Below are 20,165 nucleotides of genomic sequence, written 5' to 3'. Positions count from 1 at the left end.
ATGTGGATTTATATCCGGATGAATGGTTCAAGTCAAAAGCTCCCGTTATCTTCTAAAAAATTAAATATGAATGCAGGATGAATTAATGGTTTTTTGTTCTCATCAAAAACGCTTCTACTTCTTTGACGGTTAATCCCATTTCTTTGGCCTCCAACATAAGGGCTCTCCATTCGTCGATATTGGCTTGGGTCAGCTCCCTGTTTCGATAAAGCGTCCGTTCTTTCTTTTTCTGTTTGAGACGGTGTGTGAATTGAAACAGTTCTTCCTGGTTCATCCCCGCCTGCACGGCCTGTACAAGGTGGGTTCTCCACTCGTCTTCATGCTCGGTCCGGCGATAAAGGATCACTTCGGTATCAAACAATTCCTTTAATTCCACTTTCAGCGCACGGGAGATTTTTTTTAGGAATTCGACTGACGGATTTCTGTGAACGCCGCGTTCGATTTTGCTTAAATATGATTTTGATACGCCTGCTATATCAGCAAGCTGGTTAATGGAGTAGCCTTTTCTTTTTCTGTACATTCGGATGACTCTTCCGATCATACTGATTCCTCCTCTTCCCCTTGCCATTCATATAAAAACGCTTTCCTGTTCATTATAAGAAATAATTTGTTCTTTATAAAATTCAAAAATTTAAGATATCGACAGAAAATAAAAGAAAACGAACGGATTTGTTCTCTAAAAAGAACTATATAGCTAAATTCAGCATTTTTCAATTCAAATTTTTTCTTTTATAATCCAATCATTAACAAACGGCATTCCTGAGGAGGCAGTCAAGCATGAAAGAAAATATTGATTTTAGAGAACTGATTGCAATCTTGCGAAAAAGAACGGTTCTTATTCTCGTTTTGACAATAGGTGTAACATTGACGACCGGAATCATTCAGTTCTATGTGCTGACACCTGTCTATCAGGCATCGACGCAGATTTTGGTGCATCAAGTAGGAGAGAAAAAAGGGAGCGCCACGTACAGCGATATTCAAATCAACCTGCAATACACGCGGACATTCCAAGCGCTTCTGAAGAACCCGGTGATTTTGGAGCAAGTCAAGAGAGAGCTTGATTTACCTTACTCTGCCGGCCGGTTGGGTGAAAAAATCGCAACGAGCAGTGAAAGCGAATCAGAGATTATTAACATTACAGTTCAAGACGAAAATCAGAAACGGGCAGCCGATATAGCGAACACGCTAACAGCGGTGCTCAAAAAAGAGATTAAGCAAATCATGAACACCGATCGGATAACCGTCCTTTCAAAAGCCGACATCGTCGATTCGCCGACTCCTGTCAGACCGAATTACAAAATGAATATTTTGCTGGCATTCGGCGCCGCAATAATGACCGGAATCGCTTTGGCGTTCTTTTTGGATTTTATCGATGATACGGTTGCAAGGCCGTCTCAAGTCGAAAAGGAAGCGGGATTTATTTATTTGGGAAGTATTGAGCAAATGAAGCATACAAAAAGTCTGTTTCGCGGAGACCCCGATATGAATATCCGTGTGAAAGCAGGAAGGAGTGAGCCGCTTGGCTATTAGAAAAAAACGCTCTCGCAAATATCAATCGGCGCTTGTCGCATTGCATCAGCCGAATGCGCCGATCGTCGAACAATACCGGACGATCAGGACCAACATTGAGTTCTCATCCTTTGAGAAGCCGTTTAAATCATTGCTCATCACATCGGGCCTCCCGGGAGAGGGCAAATCATTCTCGGCTTCAAACTTGGCGGTCGTATTTTCGCAACAGGAAAAAAAGGTCCTTCTGATCGACGCGGATTTAAGAAAGCCGACGATTCACAAAATTTTTGAGCTCGATAATCATTCTGGCGTCACAAATGTATTGATGAAAAAAACGACGCTGGAAAATGTCGTGCAGCAAAGCCCGGCGGAAAATCTCCATGTGCTGACAAGCGGTCCGATTCCTCCGAATCCGTCCGAGTTGTTGTCGTCGCAGGCGATGGAGGATCTGCTTGCTGAAGCGTACAACCAGTACGATTTAGTCATCCTTGATTCACCGCCGCTATTGCCGGTCGCAGACGCGCAAATATTGGCGAACCAAGTGGATGGAAGCATCCTTGTCATCCTCAGCGGAAAAACAAAGCTTGATAACGCGATCAAGTCGCGGGACGCGCTGAATTCTTCAAAAAGCGAACTGCTCGGCGCCGTGTTGAACGGGCGGAAAGTGAAGAAGGCGCGTCAGTATAATTACGCAACCATGTAATCTTTTGAAGCGGCTGCGCCGCTTTAGGTGATGTCTCCTTGCCTTTACCGATGGAGGCACTCGGCTCTACCGTGGGCAGACTACCCGTCTGCCTTAGACGCAAGTCGTCGATGGCGGAGCGTGAGGACGGGTTAAATGCCCATTTTTATTTAATTGACGTGCTCGGTTTAAATTTGAAAATCGCCCGTATCTTTTTAGCTCATGGGATTTTGCCCTAAAAGATCCTATCAGCTAGAAAGATACATTAGGAGGTAGGAAATTGACATATCGGAGAAGGCTTTCCATTATTACCGCACTCGATTCGTACTTGGTTTTGCTGTCCATCTTTATCGGATATCAGCTGATTTCGCCATCATATGATTTATACCCTTCGGAAATGCTGCTGATGACTTCACTGATACTGCTTGGCGCTCAGCATTTATTCGCCCATTGCTTCCACCTTTACAAAAAAGTGTGGGAGTACGCAAGCATCGGTGAATTATATGTGCTGCTTAAATCGATTACCTTGTCCCATCTTGTGACGGCGGTCCTCGAACTGTTTTTCTTTCAAAACGTTCCAGTTCGCCTTTTATGTTTAAGCTGGCTGTTCCAGCTGATCTTGATCGGCGGGTCGCGGATGATGTGGCGCATCATCAGGGAACAGGTGAACAAAGAAAGCAAAGGATCTTTAAAAGCGCTGATTATCGGAGCCGGCTCTGCCGGCAGTTTGATCGCAAAACAGCTTGTGCAAAAGCCGGAATTGAACATTAAGCCTGTCGCATTTATCGATGATGACAAAACGAAATACCGGCTTGAAATCATGGGTTTGCCCGTTTTAGGCGGAAAAGAGCAGATCATGCAGGCGGTCCGGCAGTGGAATATTGACCGGATCATCATCGCCATTCCATCTTTAAGCGTCACTCAGATGCAGGACATGTACAAGGCGTGTGCGCAAACGGGGATCAAAACGCAAATCATGCCGAAAATAGACGAAATTTTGCTCGGCAGACATCCTGTCGGCCAGCTTCGCGATGTCAAAGCGGAAGATTTGCTCGGAAGGGAGCCTGTCCAGCTTGATACAAGCGAAATCTCCAATACGGTCAAGGACCGCGTCGTTCTTGTGACGGGAGCCGGAGGTTCAATCGGCTCGGAAATCTGCCGGCAAATCAGCAAATTTAAACCGAAATCGATTGTTTTAGTCGGGCACGGAGAAAACAGCATTCATTCGATTCTGCTGGAACTGCAGGAGAAGTTCGGAAAGCATGTCGCCTATTATCCGGAAATCGCCGACATACAGGACAGAGAGAAAATGTTTTTGCTGATGGAACGCTACAAACCGAATGTCATTTATCATGCAGCTGCACACAAGCATGTGCCGCTGATGGAAAAATGCCCGAAAGAAGCTGTCAAAAACAATATTCTCGGTACGAAAAACGTCGCTGAAGCCGCCGACGAAACCGGAGTGGAAACTTTTGTCCTGATCTCGTCAGACAAAGCGGTCAACCCTGCCAATATCATGGGGGCGACGAAGCGGTTCGCAGAAATGCTGATCATGAATCTCGGCAAAACGAGCAAAACCAAATTTGTCGCCGTCCGCTTCGGAAATGTTCTCGGCAGCAGGGGAAGCGTCATTCCGATTTTCAAAAAACAAATCGCTAGAGGCGGTCCGGTCACTGTCACACACCAGGACATGACGAGGTACTTTATGACGATTCCGGAAGCTTCAAGGCTGGTTATTCAGGCGGGGGCGCTTGCCAAAGGAAGACAGATTTTCGTGCTCGATATGGGCGAACCGGTCAAAATCGTCGATCTCGCCAAAAATCTCATCCAGCTCTCCGGCTATACGACAGACCAGATCAAAATTGAATTTACAGGCATCCGCCCGGGAGAAAAAATGTACGAAGAGCTGCTGAATCAAAATGAAGTGCTGGCAGAGCAGGTTTTTCCGAAGATTCATATCGGCAAGGCGGTCGACGTCGAGCTAACGGTGCTGAAGACATTCATGGAGGAATTTATGTATTTGTCAGACCGCGAGCTGAGAGAACGCTTGTTCCAAGCGATCGGCCAGCATGAGAAAAAGCTGGTGACAGCGCACTAGGGGGAAGAACATGACAAGAACGGTTTTGTTTTGCGCTACTGTGGATTACCATTTCAAGGCCTTCCACCTCCCATATTTAAAATGGTTTAAAGAGCAGGGGTGGAACGTTCATATCGCCGCAAAAGGAGATATGGCACTGCCTTATACAGACAAAAAATTTGATATCGACATCAGGCGTTCTCCTCTGAATGCAAGCAATATCGCAGCCTATCGGGAGCTGGCGCGCATCATTGACGAAAACCGGTACAGCATCATTCATTGCCATACGCCGATGGGAGGCGTGCTGGCAAGGCTTGCGGCCCGGAAACAGAGAAAAGAGGGAACGAAAGTGATCTATACCGCTCACGGTTTTCACTTTTGCCAAGGTGCACCTTTAAAGAATTGGCTGCTATACTATCCGATTGAAAAAGGGCTGTCCGCTTTGACCGATTGCCTAATCACGATCAATGAAGAAGATTTCGTCCTTGCAAAAGGCTTGCGCAAGGCGCTGCGAACAGAAAAAATTCATGGCATCGGCGTCGATACCGAGCGCTTTCATCCTGTCAGCGAAACAGAGAAAATGCTGCTCAGGAAAACATACGGTTTCAAAGAAGACGACTTTATTCTCATATATCCCGCGGAACTGAACGCGAATAAAAACCAGGCGCTGCTCATCGAAACGGCGGCTGCTTTAAAAGATAGAGCCCCAAACTTAAAGCTCGTGTTTGCAGGAAAAGGGCAGATGGAAGAAAAATACCGAAGTCTCGCTGAACAAAAAGGCGTTTCTTCGACCGTCACGTTTGCAGGTTTTCAAAAAAACATCCACGAATGGATTCAGCTTGCCGATGTGTCTGTCGCTTCAAGCATCAGGGAAGGGCTCGGCATGAACCTCCTGGAAGGAATGGCGGCAGGAAAGCCCGCCGTTGCAGCGGACAACCGCGGACACCGGGAAGTTATTCAAGAGGGCGTGAACGGATTTTTGATTCCGCAGGGAGACGCCGGAACGTTCAGCGACCGAATTTTGCAGCTGTACCGTCTGCCTTCTTTGCGAAAAAAGATGGGGGACGCGGGGAGACGAACGGCCGCCGCTTTTTCCCAGCAGCGCACCGTCAAAGAAATGGCGGGCATTTACTCTTCCTTTATGGATCATGAAACAGTTGAAAGGAGGCTGAAAGGATGACAGGGGGTCAAAAGCCGAAAGTTTCTGTTATTATGGGAGTCTACAATTGTGAGGACACGATCGCAGAGAGCATCGAGTCGATTTTAAATCAAACCTATAAAAATTGGGAACTGATTATATGCGACGATGCATCAACAGATGGGACATATGCTGTTGCCAGGCGGTATGCCGATCATTACGCAGATAAGATCAAGCTGATTAAAAACGAGAAGAATCAGCGGCTGGCTGCTTCGCTAAACCACTGTCTCCGGTACGCCGGCGGGAAATATATCGCGCGCCAGGACGGAGATGACATCTCTTTGCCAAGGCGTTTTGAAAAACAGGTCGCATTTCTTGAATCACAATCTCATTATCATGTCGTCGGCAGCGGAATGATGGCCTTCGACGAAAACGGGATCAGAGGCGTCAGAATGCTTCCTCCCTCTCCCGGGCCGAGAATCATGGCGAAAGGAACGCCGTTTTGCCATGCGACGATCATGATGAGAGCGGAAGTGTACGAGGCGCTGGACGGCTATCGGGTCGGCCGGAGAACAAGAAGGATGGAAGATATCGATTTGTGGCTCCGTTTTTTTGAAGCGGGCTACACGGGCTATAACCTTCAGGAAGCTTTATACAAAGTAAGGGAAGACGAATCGGCGTTTAAAAGGAGAAAGTTCAGCTACTCGATTGACAATGCGTTTATCGTCTTTGCCGCCTGCAGACGGCTGAAGCTGCCGCTCTCAGACTACATTTATATGATGAAACCCATCATCAGGGGGCTCATGCCTCCTTTTATCATGAACAAATACCATAAAAGAAGATTGATGAATGAAGGCGGAGGGGTCGTAAAACATGAATGACGGAAGCGTGAGACCAGAACGGGTGCTTCACATCGTAAGCGGAATGAACCGCGGCGGAGCGGAGACGATGATTATGAATATATACCGCCATACAGACAGGCGGCATATTCAATTTGATTTTATTTCCCACCGGGAAGAAACGTGCGATTATGATCCGGAGATCATCACGCGCGGCGGCCGGGTGTTTTATGTACCAAGCATCGGGCGGTCGGGGCCTCTCGCCTACATCAAAAACATCAGAAGGATTTTGGTTGAGAAAGGGCCGTATGCCGCCGTGCACGCCCATACGGATTTTCAGACGGGGTTTGCCGCATTGGCGGCCAAGCTCGCCGGCGTTCCGGTGAGGGTCTGTCATTCCCACAACACGGCCTGGAAGCCTAACCCCCGGTTTTGGGATACATGGCAGCTCCTCGCATTCCGCCGTTTGATTTTCTCCAGTGCTACGGCTCTGTGTGCTTGCGGCAAAGATGCCGGGCGTTTTTTATTCGGCGGAAAAAAGATGGGCGAAAACGCGGTCCATCTTTTGCAAAACGGGATTGAACTTGACCGCTTCAAAGAAGCGAACGGCGTTTCAAAGACGGATGCAAAAAAGAGCTTCGGCATCAAGGAAGACGCATTGGTTATCGGACATGTCGGCCGTTTTTTTGAACAGAAAAACCACGCGTTTCTGCTCGGGCTTGCCGCTCATTTCAAGAAATCGGGCACGCCTTTTCAAGCGGTGTTCGCAGGTGATGGTCCGCTGCGCAGACAGATGGAAGAAAAAGCCGCCGCTCTCGGTGTAAAAGACGACATTCTGTTTCTCGGCGTCGTCGAAGATATCCCGGCTCTCATGCAGACGTTTGATGTATTTGCCATGCCGTCTTTGTTTGAAGGGCTCCCTCTCGTACTCGTCGAAGCGCAGGCATCAGGGCTTCCTTGTATTGTATCAGACCATATTACAGAGGAAACCGATTTGGGACTCGGCCTGCTGACCAGTCTCAGCTTAAATGCCGGCTTTGAACGGTGGGCTGAGGATATCAGCCGTGCCGCTCAGGCGAAAAAGCCTGCATGGCCGGAGATTGAGAGAAGCCTGGCAGAGAGAGGCTATGATGCAAAAGCAAATTTGGCGAGACTGATGGACATCTATTCAATCTCCGCGGCAGAAGGACAGTGAGTGTATGTCTGTTTACATGTTGAATATGGGGATTGTTTTCATCTGGTCATGGTTTGCGAAAATGTACGGCAGGGAAGATCACAGGCTGCCGACGGGCTACCGTCCGAATGCGATCCTCACCGTCGTTCCGCTCGCGTCTTTGATTATCGTTGCCGGCTTAAGATACAAGGTCGGAACGGATTACCACACCTATATGCTGCTTTACGAATTAGCCGGAAAATACAACAACATTTGGGAGATCTTCGGTTTCGGAACAGATAAGTCGTCGACAGATCCCGGATTTACCGCACTCTTATGGATATTAAACCAGATTTCAGCCGATCCGGCGCTCATGTTTGCCGTCGTTGCCGCGATTACCTATATCTATATCGTCAAGACGCTATATGTGTATGGAAGGCCGTTTGAGTTGAGCATGTTTCTCTTTATCGGCATGTTTCACTATTACGCTTCGTTTAACGGTATTCGCCAATACATGGCGGCGGCCATTCTGTTTTGGGCGGTCCGGTATCTGATCGATGGGAAGCTGGTGCGCTATATGATCGTCGTGCTGATCTGTTCGCTTTTTCATTCTTCGGCTTTGATCATGATTCCTGTCTATTTCATCGTCAGAAGAAAAGCGTGGTCGCCTGTCCTCTGGTGCCTCATGCTCTTATTTTTGGCGGGAACTTTTCTGTATCAAAAATTTTTGTCCGTATTCCTTGTCGTGCTTGAAAACAGTCAATACGGACATTACGAAGAATGGCTGATGAAAAATACGAACGGCATGAACGCCATTAAAATCATCGTTCTTCTTCTCCCGCTCGTACTTGCATTCTGCTTCAGGGAGCAGCTCAGAAAACGCTGGCCCGAAGTCGATTATATCGTCAACCTTTGTCTGATCGGTTTCCTGTTCGGAATTTTGGCGACAAAGGATGTCATTTTTGCGAGGTTCAACATTTATTTCGGGCTCTATCAGCTGATTCTCGTTCCTTATTTTGTACGGATTTTCGAACCGAAATCGAACGCGCTTCTGTATGTTTTGATTTTGATCTGTTACTTCTTATACAGCTTTATGCTCATGCCGTTCGACTCGTCGGTATTGCCTTACAGAACGATTTTTGAACGTTGAATAGCGGAATATCTTGTGAAAATTTCGACAAAGGAGTCATCACATTGGAAAATCCAGCAGTTAGTCTACTGGTCGCTGTTTATAATACAGAAGCTTTTTTGCCGAATTGTTTGCAATCGCTGATCAGCCAGACCTTAAAAAATATCGAAATCATTATCGTTAATGACGGTTCAACAGACGGAAGCCAGAAGATCATTGATCATTACGCCCGAAAGGACGGACGCATCAAAACGATTCGGCAGGAGAATCAGGGCCTCGGCGCTGTCCGCAATAAAGGGATCGAAGCGGCGTCAGGCGAGTTCTTGGCATTCATCGACTCCGACGACTGGATTGAGCCGGACTATTGCCAATCTATGTATGAAAAAGCAAAGGATGAGGATGCCGACCTTGTCATCTGTGATTATGCCGTCGAAATTCAGGATACCGGAAAAACGGTCTGCCCGGACATCGGGAAAAACTATGAAGGAAAGCCGAAAGAGGCATTCATAAAAGCTTTATTAAAGGGTCAAGTAAGCGGCTTTTCCTGGAACAAGCTCTACAGGCGGAGCCTGATTGAGCAGCATAAGCTCGTTTTCCCGCTGCGCGACGAGCTGGAAAACATCGAAGATCAATACTTCAGCTTCAGATGCCTTCTATATGCGAATACGGCGGCGTTCGTGACTAAGCCGCTTTATCATTACAGGGTCCACCTGTCGTCCATCGTCCAAAAGTATCAGGCGGGGCTGTTTGAAGACGGGCTCGCTCTTTATGAAGCGAACCTTGACTGCCTGACAAAGCACGGAGAGCTTCCGGCTTTAAAGGAGGCGCTGCACGTCTTTATCGTCAACCACGGCTGCATCAGTATTTTAAATGAATGCAAGAGCCGAAACCAAAATCCTTCAATAGAAAAATATAAAAATATCCGCAGCATATGCGCCTGTCCGGAATTCAGGGGGAAAATTCCCGCGGTGGACATGTCGGCATTCGATTCGAAGAAGAAGCTTCTCCTTATGCTGATTCGCTTGCGGTTTATGCCGGCAGTGTATGGATTTGCGGCCATTTACCAGAAAATGATCGAGCACAGAATGAAGAAATAGGCGGTGAGGAAATGACCTTTCAGGAACTGAAGATCAATCTTGCAGAATGGCTTTTGCTCAAGGTGAAATATCCTTCTGAATATGTGATGGGAACGCCGGGTTTGAAGCGTTTTGATCAATACAAAGGCAAGAAAAAAATCATTCTGACTTTAATTCCGTCCCATGATAATTTGGGAGATCACGCGATTGCCCTGGCAAGCCGGACATTCATAGAAAACGAGTTTCCCGATTTTGAATTAATTGAAATCGGCATCAACGATATTTACAAACATGCAAAAGCCCTCATCCGCCTCCGCCACCCCGAGGATATGGTGTTCATCATCGGCGGAGGAAACATGGGGGATTTGTACCGCAATGAGGAATGGACGAGGCGCTTTATTATCAAAACATTCAAGCATTATAAAATTGTCCAGCTCCCAGCCACCGCGCACTTTTCCGAGACGCCCCGCGGCAAAAAGGAGCTGAAAAGAGCGAAAAAAGTCTACAACTCCCATCGTCGGCTGTTTATGATGGCGCGCGATGATACAACCTATCAATTTATGAAACAGCATTTTTCGAAGCAAACGATTGTGAAGCAGCCTGATATGGTGCTTTATTTAAAGAAAGAACAGCAGTCTGAAAGAGACGGTGTGCTGGTTTGTTTAAGAGAGGATAAAGAAAGCTTTCTCAGACCGGAAGAGCGTGAAAAGCTGATGAAGGCTGTCGGCGACGAATACGGCGGCGTGCAAACTTTTACAACGACGATCGGCAGGAGGGTCAGCCGCATGTCCCGCGAGAAGGAGCTGAATCGGCTTTGGGATCAGCTGAGAGGTGCGGAGGTCGTTGTGACAGACAGGCTGCACGGCATGATTTTTTGTGCGATTACAGGGACGCCGTGCGTTGTGATCCGCTCTTTTGATCATAAGGTGCTTGAAGGCTTTCGCTGGCTGAAAAGCGTTCCTTCGATGAAGCTTGTGGAAAATCCCGATGCGGCAGAGGTTCTCGGCGCAATTGAAGAGCTGATTAAGACCGGTGATTCGTATCGTGAGACTCCGTCAAGGGAGCATTATTTCACAGATTTAAGACAGAAAATTATGGGTGATGTCCAATGAAGCCATTTGTCAGTATCATTGTTCCGATGTACAATGTCGAAAATTATATAGAAGAATGCGTCGATTCCCTGCGCAGGCAGACGCTGAAAAATATTGAAATCATCCTTGTCGATGACGGCTCTCCTGACAGATCCGGGGAGATAGCGAGAAAGTACTGCAGCCTGGATGCCAGAGTGAAAGTGATTCATAAAAAAAACGGCGGGCTGAGCTCGGCGAGAAATGCCGGTCTTCAAGCCGCGACAGGAGATTATGTGGGATTTGTCGACGGTGATGATTTTGTATTGTCTGCCATGTTTGAAAACATGTACGCCGCTGCCAAAAAAGACGACCTTGATATCGTCATGTGCGGGTATCATAAACATTCCGATGCGGAAGACACCTATTTCCCGCCGCCGCTGCCGACCGATCGTCTCTTGTTGAGCTGGGATATTAAACGCGAGCTCAAAAAGGCGCACGAAACCCGCTTCATCTGGTATGTGTGGCGGAATTTGTACAGGCGCGATCTGCTGAAGAAAAACCAGTTGTACTTTTTTGAAGACATTCGTTTTGCAGAGGATTCGCCGTTCAATTTGTACGCCTTTTATGCAGCGAAACGGGTAAGAGCGATCGATGACGGCTACTACATGTACAGGTGCAATCCGGATAGCCTGACGGAGGTGCCGTTTAAACCGTACATGGACGAAAGCCTGAAAAGGCAGTACCGGGCGAAAAGGAGATTCTATGAGACGTTTCAGCTTTTGGATGAATGTGCGGACGATCTGGAAACGTACACATGCAAACATCAAATTCCGATGCTTTTAGCCAATGCCTGTGCGGAACCGAAGCCTTCAAAGCAGGTGAGGCGGCACATTAAAGACATTTTGTCTTACCGGATGGTGCAGTCGTGCGTCAAATCAACGTCTCTCCGCAACCGCAATCTTTTAATCGGCCAACGGCTCGTTTTATTGCTATGCAAGCTGAATATTCCGATCCTGCTCGAATTGTTTTTTAAACGAAATCTGCCCAGTAAGGGATGAGCCTTTTGAATAAGACATTTATTTTGAATCTCGGCGCCAATGTGGCGTCTTTTTTATTATCGGTGCTGTTTTCGATGTGGCTGACGCCTTATGTTATCAAGAACCTCGGTGTTGAGGCGTTTGGGTTTGTCCATCTCACGCAGAATATGATCAATTACTTTTCGATTATTACGGTTGCCTTGAGCGCGGTCGTTGTCCGGTTTTTTTCTGTTTCCGCCCACAGGGGGGCGCTTGATGAAGCGAGGGGCTATATGAATACCTACATCGTTTCATCACTGGTGCTTTCGGTCATCTTGTTTTTTCCGCTTGGCGGCACGGTGTTTTTTATCGATCAGATCATTCGCGTTCCCGCCGGTCTTTTGGGGGATGTGCAGATCGCGCTTTTGATCGGGAGCCTGCTGTTTTTATTGACCTTTGTGATGTCGGGATTTGCCGCCGGTCCGTTTTTTGCCAATAAAATCTATATTACAAGCACGATCCAGGCCGTCCAAATGCTGATTCGCGTCTTGAGCGTATTGTTGATTTTCGCGTGGTTTGCACCGAAGATCTGGCACATTCAGCTCGCCGCTCTTATCGCAACCGCTTCGGCGTGCATCCTGTCGATCTTTTTCTTTAAGAAATTGATCCCATGGTTTACGTTTCGTGTGAGGGATATGTCGTTTGCAAAGTGCAAAAAACTGCTTCAGGCGGGAGGATGGAGCTCCGTCAGCCAAGTCGGCGTCCTGCTGTTTCTGCAAATCGATTTAATGGTGGCGAATGTGATGCTGGGGGTTTCCGAATCCGGCATGTACGCCGCGATCATTCAGTTTCCGCTGTTATTGCGGACGCTTTCGGGAACGCTTGCGGCCGTATTTTCACCTACGATTACACTCTATTATTCAAAAGGCGACAAAGAAGGGCTCGTCCGCTATGCCAACCAGGCCGTCAGAATTAACGGCATTCTGCTCGCTTTGCCGGCTGCGCTTCTGGGCGGGCTTGCCGGCCCGTTTCTGTCGCTGTGGCTTGGCCCTTCATTCGAACATTTGAAATGGCTTTTACTGATACATGCGGGTTATTTGGTTGTTTCATTAAGCCCGGCGCCGCTTTTTTATATTTTTACCGCCTATAACAAGCTGAGAACACCGGCGCTGACCACGGTTGCCTTCGGCGTTGTCAATTTGCTGCTTGCCATCGTGCTGAGCGGACCGGCGGGACTCGGCCTTTACGGAATTGCGCTGGCCGGTGCGGCAGCTTTAATGCTGAAAAATGTCGTCTTCACTCCGATTTATGCGTCAAAGATTACGGGTGAAAGAAAAAGGGTTTTTTATAAAGGTATATACAGGCCGGTTGCCGGTGCTTCATTTACCTTGGCTGTCTGTTACGCTCTTCAATACTTATTTGCAATCGACAGCCTGCTGTCCCTGTTTGTCACGGCGCTTGCTGCGACGGGGACATACGGCCTGTTTGCCTATTTCGTCATGTTGACGAAAGCGGAACGGCATATTGTCACAACAAGGCTCCAAGCATTTCGATGCTCTTTATCCTTCCCGTTTCAAAAGGGATTTTTTAAATAAAAGAAAGGGGTGCGTTTTTCGTGCTTGCGAAACGGTTTTTCGATCTTGCATTGTCGGTTATTTTGCTGATCGCGCTCAGTCCGGCCATGATCCTGACAGCTTGCCTCATCAGATGGAAAATCGGCTCGCCTGTTTTATTTCGCCAAACCCGTCCGGGGCTGAATGGCGAGCCTTTTACATTATATAAATTCAGAACAATGACTGATGAAAGAGATGAAGCAGGCAATCTGCTAAGCGATGAAAAACGGCTGACAAAGACGGGGCGGCTGATCAGAAAAACGAGCCTTGACGAATTGCCGCAGCTGATCAACGTCATCAAAGGAGATCTCAGCCTCGTCGGGCCGCGGCCGCTTTTGATGGAGTATATTCCCCTCTATACGAAGCGGCAATGGAGACGGCATGAAGTCAAGCCGGGCATCACGGGCTGGGCGCAGATCAACGGGAGAAATAAAGTGACATGGGAGGAAAAGTTTGAACTTGATGTCTGGTATGTGGATCATCGTTCTTTTTTGCTTGATCTCAAAATCCTTTTGTTGACTGTCGTAAAAGTCTTGAAGTCGGAAGGCGTCAGCCAGGACCGCCATGTGACAGCAGAAAAATTTACGGGGAGAAGGAATGCCTGATGCAAAATGTGGTGATCATCGGAGCCGGCGGCCATGGGAAAGTCGTTCTGGATCTTGTAAAAGCACGGCCTGATACGGCGCTTGCCGGCATTCTCGATGACCGGTATGCGGAGCTTCATGTCGAGAACGGTCTGTATCGCGGGCCTTCAAGCGCAGCAGAAGAACTTGCGCGATTGCATCCGGACGTGAAGTTCGTCTTAGCTGTCGGTCAAAACGGCATCAGACAGCAGCTGTATGAACGTCTCGGCCTTCCGCTTGACCGGTATGCGGTTTTGATTCATCCGTCCGCCGTGATCAGCGGTTCGGCCCGGATTCAAAACGGCGCCGTTGTCATGGCGTCGAGCGTCATCCAAGCGGATGCCGACATCGGCATCCACACGATTGTCAACACAGGTGTGATCGTCGAACATGACAACCGGATCGGCGATTACGTTCATCTTTCGCCGGGAACGGTGTTAACCGGCGGTGTGACAGTTATGGAAGGCGCTCATCTCGGAGCGGGAACGGCGGTCATTCCCGGAAAGACAATCGGCCGCTGGAGCGTAACGGGAGCGGGATCATCCGTCATTCACGACATTCCTGATGATTGTACCGCTGTCGGAGTCCCTGCAAGAAAAATTAAATATCACAGCAGTAAAAAGGGTGAAAAACATGAGTCAGAATAAGCGAATTTATTTATCCCCGCCGCACATGAGCGGAGACGAAGAGCGCTATGTAGCTGAAGCGTTTCGGACAAACTGGATCGCGCCGCTCGGTCCCCTTGTCGATACATTCGAAGAAAAGCTTGCCGCCTATGCGGGGACGTCCGGTGCCGCGGCAGTCAGCTCAGGAACAGCCGCAATCCACCTGGCGTTGAAATTGCTCGGCGTCGGCAAAGGCGATAAGGTCTTCTGTTCTTCCTTTACGTTTGTAGCGAGCGCCAATCCGATTATATATGAGCAGGCTGAGCCGGTTTTCATCGATTCTGAACGGGATACATGGAACATGTCGCCCGAGGCGCTTGAACGGGCGCTCGACGAAGCGGAGCGGGCCAGAAATCTTCCGAAAGCCGTCATCGTCGTCAACTTGTATGGCCAAAGCGCGAAAATGGACGAGATTATCGCGCTTTGCGATCGATTTGCCGTCCCTGTTATTGAAGATGCGGCCGAATCGCTCGGTTCTGTTTATAAGGGCAGAAAAAGCGGAACCTTCGGACGCTTCGGCATTTATTCGTTCAACGGCAACAAAATCATCACCACATCAGGCGGAGGAATGCTTGTCAGCGATGATGAAGACGCTTTGAAGAAGGCGCGCTTTTTAGCCACTCAGGCGCGCGAGCCCGCCATTCATTATCAGCACGAAAAAGCGGGCTACAATTACCGGATGAGCAATGTCCTGGCCGGAATCGGCATCGCTCAGCTCGCCGTCCTGGATGACAGGGTACACGCCAGACGGGCGATCTTCGAGCGCTATCAGGAGGCGCTCGCCGGTATCGAAGGTATAGAATTCATGCCTGAAGCCGGCATGTCAAACCGCTGGCTCACGACATTAACGTTTGATACAGCAAAGATTCAAACAACACCGGCGGACATCATTGAACAGCTCGCAAATGAAAACATTGAAGCCCGGCCGTTATGGAAGCCGTTGCACAGACAGCCCCTTTTTAAAGGAGCGGCCTTTTATCCGCACGATGACCAAGGCTCTGTCTGCTGCGACTTATTTCAGCGCGGGCTCTGCCTGCCGTCAGGATCAAGTATGACGCGAAAAGAGCAGGACCGGGTGATTCAAATCGTGGCCGACCGGATTAAATATAAATGAGGTGCTAAACATGGCGATTACATATTCCATGGACAGCTTAAAGCATAAGCTGGCAGAAATTTTGGATGTCATCCCAAGACTTTCATCAGTCGTTTACTTGGACTACCCGCTCTACGGAAACGTCGGGGACCTATTGATCATGAAAGGAACGGAAGCTTTTTTTGAAGCATACGGCATCAAGGTGCGCGAAAGATGGAATGCAGAGAATTTTATTCCGGGCCGCCGCATTCCAAAGGACGCCATCATCGTTTGTCAGGGGGGCGGCAATTTCGGCGATTTGTACCCTCACTTTCAGCAGTTCAGGGAACGGGTTGTCGAACATTACCCGGACCACCGGATCGTCATTCTGCCGCAGTCGATTTATTATGAACATGAAGAAAATGCAAAAAAAACGCGCGGCATTTTGGCGGCTCACCCGGATCTGCACTTATTCACGCGGGAAAAGGCATCCTTCGAATTTGCTCTCAAGCATTTCGAAGGGGTGAAAAACATCAGAATGATGCCCGATATGGCTCACCAGCTCTGGCCGATCGCGGCACCTGCCGAAAAGCCTTCTGAGTCCGTTCTGCGGTTGATCAGAACCGACAAAGAAGCAAACAGCAGCCTGCAAAAAGCAGAGGAGCCGGATACGTACGATTGGAACGTTATCTTGTCAGAAGGCGACAAACGCGGAATCAAACGCTTGCAGACGATCAATGTCCTCAACAAAAAAGCCGGCAATCCGCTGCCGATCGCTTCTTATTGGAAACGCTATTCGGACAGCCTCGTCGACAAATCAATCCGTTTTTTCAACCGCTATGAATCCGTCGTTACTTCAAGGCTGCACGGCCACATCTTATCGTGTCTGCTTGGAAAAGAAAATGTCGTGATTGACAACTCCTACGGAAAAAACGCAAATTACTACAACACATGGATGAAGGATATCCCGAGTACAAAACTGATTCAAAACAATCCGGAAGAAGCAGAAAAACCGCCTGTTCACGTATGACAGGCGGTTTTTTTGCTATGCTTCTTCGCGCTTTACTTTGTTGTAGGCTTCATCCAAATGCTGAATCCGTTTTAAGACGACCGCGTTTTTTGTCAGCTGGTCTTGGACAAGCGTTGACACGACTGAACGGTAGTAGCTGTTCATTGCGTGAATTTTATCCTCATTTGGATGCATTTCAATATGGGTTTTAAAATTTTCTATGAAATAGGGCACAGAGAAAAGTTCTGTCAATGGTAACACTCCTTTTTTAAGTCTATACGGTACGGAACCGATCGTGTAAACTAATAGTGGGAGGGGAGATATGATGAACTTGCATGTACAGCAGCAGCAAACGGCAAAACTTCACTTGACGCAAGGGCTTGCCCAAGCCATTCATATGCTTCAGTATTCGTCGGCCGAGCTGAACAGCCGGATTGACGAACTCTCATTGGAAAACCCCCTGATCGAACGAAAAGACCCCGATATTCCCCGATCATTTTACCATAAAACGAATCGTCATTTGCAAAATGAAGGAATGAGCCGCTCTGAGATGGCGCATTCCCGTGAAGATATCAAAAGCGTCTTGAAACAGCAGGCGCTCGATCTCCGGCTGTCAAACCGGGAAAAGCGGATTTTCAGCTACCTGGTCGAATCCCTTGATCGAAACGGATATGTGACAGAAGACATCGCCTTTATCGCTTCCGAGCTGGCTGTCGCCAGAGAAGAAGTGGAAGAAGTCTTGGGCAAGCTGCAGACTCTTGATCCGGCGGGCATCGGAGCGCGGTCGCTTCAGGAATGCATCCTGATCCAATTAAAGCGTCTGCCAAAGGAGACGGCAAAAGCGGAAAAAGTCATTTCCCTATACTTTGACCTGTTTGCCAAAAAAGGATGGAAAGAGCTGTCTGAGAGAGCGGCCCTTTCGCTCTCAGAGCTTCAGGACATACAAGATCTTGTTGCAGAGCTGTCGCCGCGTCCCGGATTGATGTATGGCACGGATGAAGGCGGAGTCTATATCGAGCCTGATGTCATCATTTCAGCCGAGGATGGAAAATTGGTGCTTGAGCTCAGCAGCCGTTCTTTTCCCGATATCCAGCTTAACGCGTTTTACGAGCCGTTTTTGCAGCGCCAGTCAAAAGACGAGGCGACCGTTTATATCTCTGATAAGTTCAAGCAGTGGAAATGGCTCGACAATGCCCTCAGGCAAAGACGGGAAACGATGCGGAGGGTGATGGCGGAAATTATGGTGCGTCAAAAAGATTATTTTTTAAAAGGGAAAGACGAACTGAAGCCGCTCACATTAAAAGAAGTCGCCGATGCCCTCGGGGTTCACGAATCAACAGTAAGCCGTGCAGTCAAAGGGAAAATCGTGCAGACGCCTTTTGAGCTGTGCGAGCTTAAACGGTTTTTTTCGGCGAAGGTAAAGGATGCCGCTGACGGACATACGTCAAGTCACACAGTCAAAGCGCATCTTCGTCGGCTGATCGATGAAGAAAACAAAATGAAACCGCTTTCAGACCAGAAGCTGGCCGACCTTTTAAACGAAAAGCACGGCATCGTCATATCGAGGCGGACCGTCGCCAAATACCGCGATCAGCTTAATATACTGCCTTCGTCCGTAAGAAAGAGATATCAATAAAGAAGCCGTCCGGCACGAACGCCGGCGGCTTTTTTACGGGATCATCCACGCAAACAGGTGATGCTGCAGGAACGTGATCATGCAAACCAGGAACAAAAGAAACAGGCTGTGTTTCAGTGTAAAGCGCAGCAAATCGGATTCCTTTCCTGCCAGTCCGACGGCTGCGCAGGCGACAGCAATCGACTGCGGAGAGATCATCTTTCCGGTGACGCCGCCCGAAGAGTTGGCCGCCACAGACAGCACCGGCTCCATTCCGACTGACTGTGCCGTCACTTTTTGCAGACTGCCGAACAGCAAATTGGCCGACGTATCTGAACCGGTTATAAAGACGCCGAGCCAGCCGAGAACGGGAGAAAAGAATGCGAACATTGAACCCGTCATCGCAAGGGACATGCCAAGTGTTGTGCTCATGCCCGAAGAGTTGGTGACATAGGCAAAACCGACAACGGAAGCGATCGTTAATATCGGCTTGCCGAGTTCTTTCAGCGATTCTGTAAACACGGCGCCCCATTCTTTCCAAGGCATGCCTGTGACAAACTTTGTCAGTACGGCGGCAATCAGGATCGCCGTTCCCGCCGATCCGGCGAGATCAAGTTTATAAAGAGCTTCAAGCGGTTTTCCGGAGCCATCGAGAATTTGATTGTGCAAAAAAGGCACACCGGGCGCGAACGTCAGCCTGCCGCCGATATCACTAATGAACAGCAGCAATGGATTTGACCCTTCGTAATGGCCTGTCAGCGCCTGTTTGACAGCTGGAATTCCCCAGATGGAGACCATTGCCGTGAGCAGCAAAAACGGTGTCCACGCCTTGAAAATCTGCCCAGCCGAGTATGAGGCCTTTTGATGTTCAAGCTGCTGCGCCTCCGCGGCAGCGGCCATTTCCTTTTCATGTGAAAATCTGAATATCGTTTTCGGTTTCCAAAATTTTAAGAATACAGCGAGCGCGATAAGCGATACGATGGCTGACAAAATATCCGGGAGCTCAGGCCCCAGAAAGTTTGAGCTTACATACTGTGTAACGGCAAAAGAGACACCCGACACGAGAATCGCCGGCAGCACTTCCCAAGCCCTTTTCAAGCCGCTCATGATGATAATCAAATAAAACGGAATAAATACAGATAAAAACGGGAGCTGGCGTCCGACCATTTTTGAAATGTCCATCGCAGGAATCCCCGTCGGCCCTTCAACCGCGATAATCGGAATGCCGATCGCTCCGAAAGCGACAGGCGCCGTGTTAGCGATCAGGCATATGCCCGCCGCGTACAACGGATTGAAGCCGAGGCCGACAAGCAATGCGGCCGAGATTGCGACAGGGGCGCCGAAGCCTGCCGCTCCTTCTAAAAACGCCCCGAATGAAAACGCTATCAAAAGTGCTTGCAAACGGCGGTCATCTGTGATCGATAATACCGAGCTCCTGATGATTTCAAATTGGCCGGTTTTGACTGTAAGCTTGTACAAAAAAACGGAAGTCACAATGATCCAGCCGATCGGAAGCAGCCCGTAAACCGCCCCTTGTGAAGCCGACATCACAGCCTGATGAGCGGGCATGCCGTATACGAAAACGGCCAGCGCGAGCGCAATCAGCAAAGTCGACACACCCGCTGTATGCCCTTTCATTCTTTTGATTGCCAGAGCCCAGAAAAAATACAAAATCGGTATAAGCGCTGCAAGCGAAGAGAGCAGCAAACTGTTCCCCAGCGGAGTATAATCTTGCGTCCATCCCATCTCCAATTCCCCCTTTGTTCAAAGTCTCACTCAGTCATCTGATGACATGATGATAAGACTGATCATTTAGCATTATATTTCTCAATGTCATAAATTACAATCTTTTTTTGCATGGAGCCGAAGTCTATATGTT

General features: G+C 48.6%; 19 protein-coding genes. 16 read left to right on the top strand and 3 right to left on the bottom strand.

The features are described from left to right. Positions 1-82: 82 nt before the first annotated feature. A complete protein-coding gene (gene slrR / locus MKZ04_RS13660; RefSeq protein ID WP_023856335.1) occupies positions 83-541 on the bottom strand; it encodes an HTH-type transcriptional regulator SlrR in 459 nt (152 codons plus the stop codon). 236 nt (positions 542-777) lie between these two features. Here slrR and MKZ04_RS13655 point away from each other — a divergent pair, with 236 nt between their 5' ends. From MKZ04_RS13655 to MKZ04_RS13585, 15 genes are all read left to right on the top strand, one after another. Beyond that, positions 778-1,530: a YveK family protein gene (locus MKZ04_RS13655; RefSeq protein WP_025810730.1), complete on the top strand. Its 753-nt coding sequence runs from the start codon at positions 778-780 to the stop codon at positions 1,528-1,530. Continuing rightward, entirely contained in the window at positions 1,520-2,212 is a 693-nt protein-coding gene (locus MKZ04_RS13650; protein ID WP_020453031.1) for a CpsD/CapB family tyrosine-protein kinase, read from the top strand. Before MKZ04_RS13655 ends, MKZ04_RS13650 begins: the two co-directional genes overlap by 11 nt. Before the next feature lie 259 nt (positions 2,213-2,471). Next, complete coding sequence (locus MKZ04_RS13645) at positions 2,472-4,289, top strand: polysaccharide biosynthesis protein (protein WP_025810731.1); 1,818 nt, start codon at positions 2,472-2,474, stop codon at positions 4,287-4,289. Between the two features lie 10 nt (positions 4,290-4,299). After that, the gene (locus MKZ04_RS13640) at positions 4,300-5,448 is read left to right on the top strand and encodes a glycosyltransferase family 4 protein (RefSeq protein WP_025810732.1); all 1,149 of its coding nucleotides are present in this window, start codon (positions 4,300-4,302) and stop codon (positions 5,446-5,448) included. Continuing rightward, positions 5,445-6,287 carry a glycosyltransferase family 2 protein gene (locus MKZ04_RS13635; protein WP_020453028.1) on the top strand — a complete coding sequence of 281 codons (843 nt, stop codon included), beginning with the start codon at positions 5,445-5,447 and terminating at the stop codon, positions 6,285-6,287. The genes MKZ04_RS13640 and MKZ04_RS13635 overlap by 4 nt, the downstream gene beginning before the upstream one ends. Continuing rightward, positions 6,280-7,440, top strand: a complete 1,161-nt coding sequence (locus MKZ04_RS13630) for a glycosyltransferase family 1 protein (RefSeq protein ID WP_043054482.1) — start codon at positions 6,280-6,282, stop codon at positions 7,438-7,440. The genes MKZ04_RS13635 and MKZ04_RS13630 overlap by 8 nt, the downstream gene beginning before the upstream one ends. A gap of 4 nt (positions 7,441-7,444) precedes the next feature. Next, positions 7,445-8,548 (top strand): EpsG family protein, encoded by a 1,104-nt coding sequence (locus MKZ04_RS13625; RefSeq protein WP_020453026.1) that lies wholly within the window; start codon positions 7,445-7,447, stop codon positions 8,546-8,548. Between the two features lie 44 nt (positions 8,549-8,592). Beyond that, positions 8,593-9,624 carry a glycosyltransferase family 2 protein gene (locus MKZ04_RS13620; RefSeq protein WP_020453025.1) on the top strand — a complete coding sequence of 344 codons (1,032 nt, stop codon included), beginning with the start codon at positions 8,593-8,595 and terminating at the stop codon, positions 9,622-9,624. 11 nt (positions 9,625-9,635) lie between these two features. Next, positions 9,636-10,715 (top strand): polysaccharide pyruvyl transferase family protein, encoded by a 1,080-nt coding sequence (locus MKZ04_RS13615; protein WP_341046139.1) that lies wholly within the window; start codon positions 9,636-9,638, stop codon positions 10,713-10,715. Further along, on the top strand, positions 10,712-11,731 hold the full coding sequence (locus tag MKZ04_RS13610; protein ID WP_025810735.1) for a glycosyltransferase: 1,020 nt from the start codon (positions 10,712-10,714) through the stop codon (positions 11,729-11,731). The genes MKZ04_RS13615 and MKZ04_RS13610 overlap by 4 nt, the downstream gene beginning before the upstream one ends. Then, positions 11,728-13,284 (top strand): MATE family efflux transporter, encoded by a 1,557-nt coding sequence (locus tag MKZ04_RS13605; RefSeq protein WP_031305047.1) that lies wholly within the window; start codon positions 11,728-11,730, stop codon positions 13,282-13,284. Before MKZ04_RS13610 ends, MKZ04_RS13605 begins: the two co-directional genes overlap by 4 nt. Before the next feature lie 20 nt (positions 13,285-13,304). Further along, a complete protein-coding gene (locus tag MKZ04_RS13600; RefSeq protein WP_025810736.1) occupies positions 13,305-13,907 on the top strand; it encodes a sugar transferase in 603 nt (200 codons plus the stop codon). Beyond that, on the top strand, positions 13,907-14,572 hold the full coding sequence (locus MKZ04_RS13595; protein ID WP_025810737.1) for an acetyltransferase: 666 nt from the start codon (positions 13,907-13,909) through the stop codon (positions 14,570-14,572). The genes MKZ04_RS13600 and MKZ04_RS13595 overlap by 1 nt, the downstream gene beginning before the upstream one ends. Next, positions 14,559-15,704, top strand: coding sequence for a DegT/DnrJ/EryC1/StrS family aminotransferase (locus MKZ04_RS13590; protein WP_341046137.1), 1,146 nt, complete (start codon positions 14,559-14,561; stop codon positions 15,702-15,704). Before MKZ04_RS13595 ends, MKZ04_RS13590 begins: the two co-directional genes overlap by 14 nt. Positions 15,705-15,714: 10 nt before the next feature. Next, positions 15,715-16,692: a polysaccharide pyruvyl transferase family protein gene (locus MKZ04_RS13585; protein WP_043054481.1), complete on the top strand. Its 978-nt coding sequence runs from the start codon at positions 15,715-15,717 to the stop codon at positions 16,690-16,692. Between the two features lie 15 nt (positions 16,693-16,707). Here MKZ04_RS13585 and yvfG read toward each other — a convergent pair whose 3' ends face one another. After that, positions 16,708-16,923 (bottom strand): protein YvfG, encoded by a 216-nt coding sequence (gene yvfG, locus MKZ04_RS13580; RefSeq protein ID WP_003185491.1) that lies wholly within the window; start codon positions 16,921-16,923, stop codon positions 16,708-16,710. A 70-nt stretch (positions 16,924-16,993) separates the two neighbouring features. On the opposite strand from yvfG, the gene rpoN reads away from it, so the two are divergent. Next, positions 16,994-18,307, top strand: a complete 1,314-nt coding sequence (rpoN, locus tag MKZ04_RS13575; protein ID WP_033155069.1) for an RNA polymerase factor sigma-54 — start codon at positions 16,994-16,996, stop codon at positions 18,305-18,307. Positions 18,308-18,340: 33 nt separating this feature from the next. Here the strand turns inward: rpoN and lutP are convergent, their stop codons facing one another. Further along, the gene (lutP, locus tag MKZ04_RS13570) at positions 18,341-20,032 is read right to left on the bottom strand and encodes an L-lactate permease LutP (protein WP_020453016.1); all 1,692 of its coding nucleotides are present in this window, start codon (positions 20,030-20,032) and stop codon (positions 18,341-18,343) included. Positions 20,033-20,165: the final 133 nt, after the last annotated feature.

It is taken from the genome of Bacillus sp. FSL W7-1354 (assembly GCF_038002405.1).
Taxonomy (GTDB): domain Bacteria; phylum Bacillota; class Bacilli; order Bacillales; family Bacillaceae; genus Bacillus; species Bacillus paralicheniformis.
The sequence above is the reverse complement of the archived record's forward strand: the minus strand, read 5'-3'. Positions and strand labels throughout refer to the sequence as shown.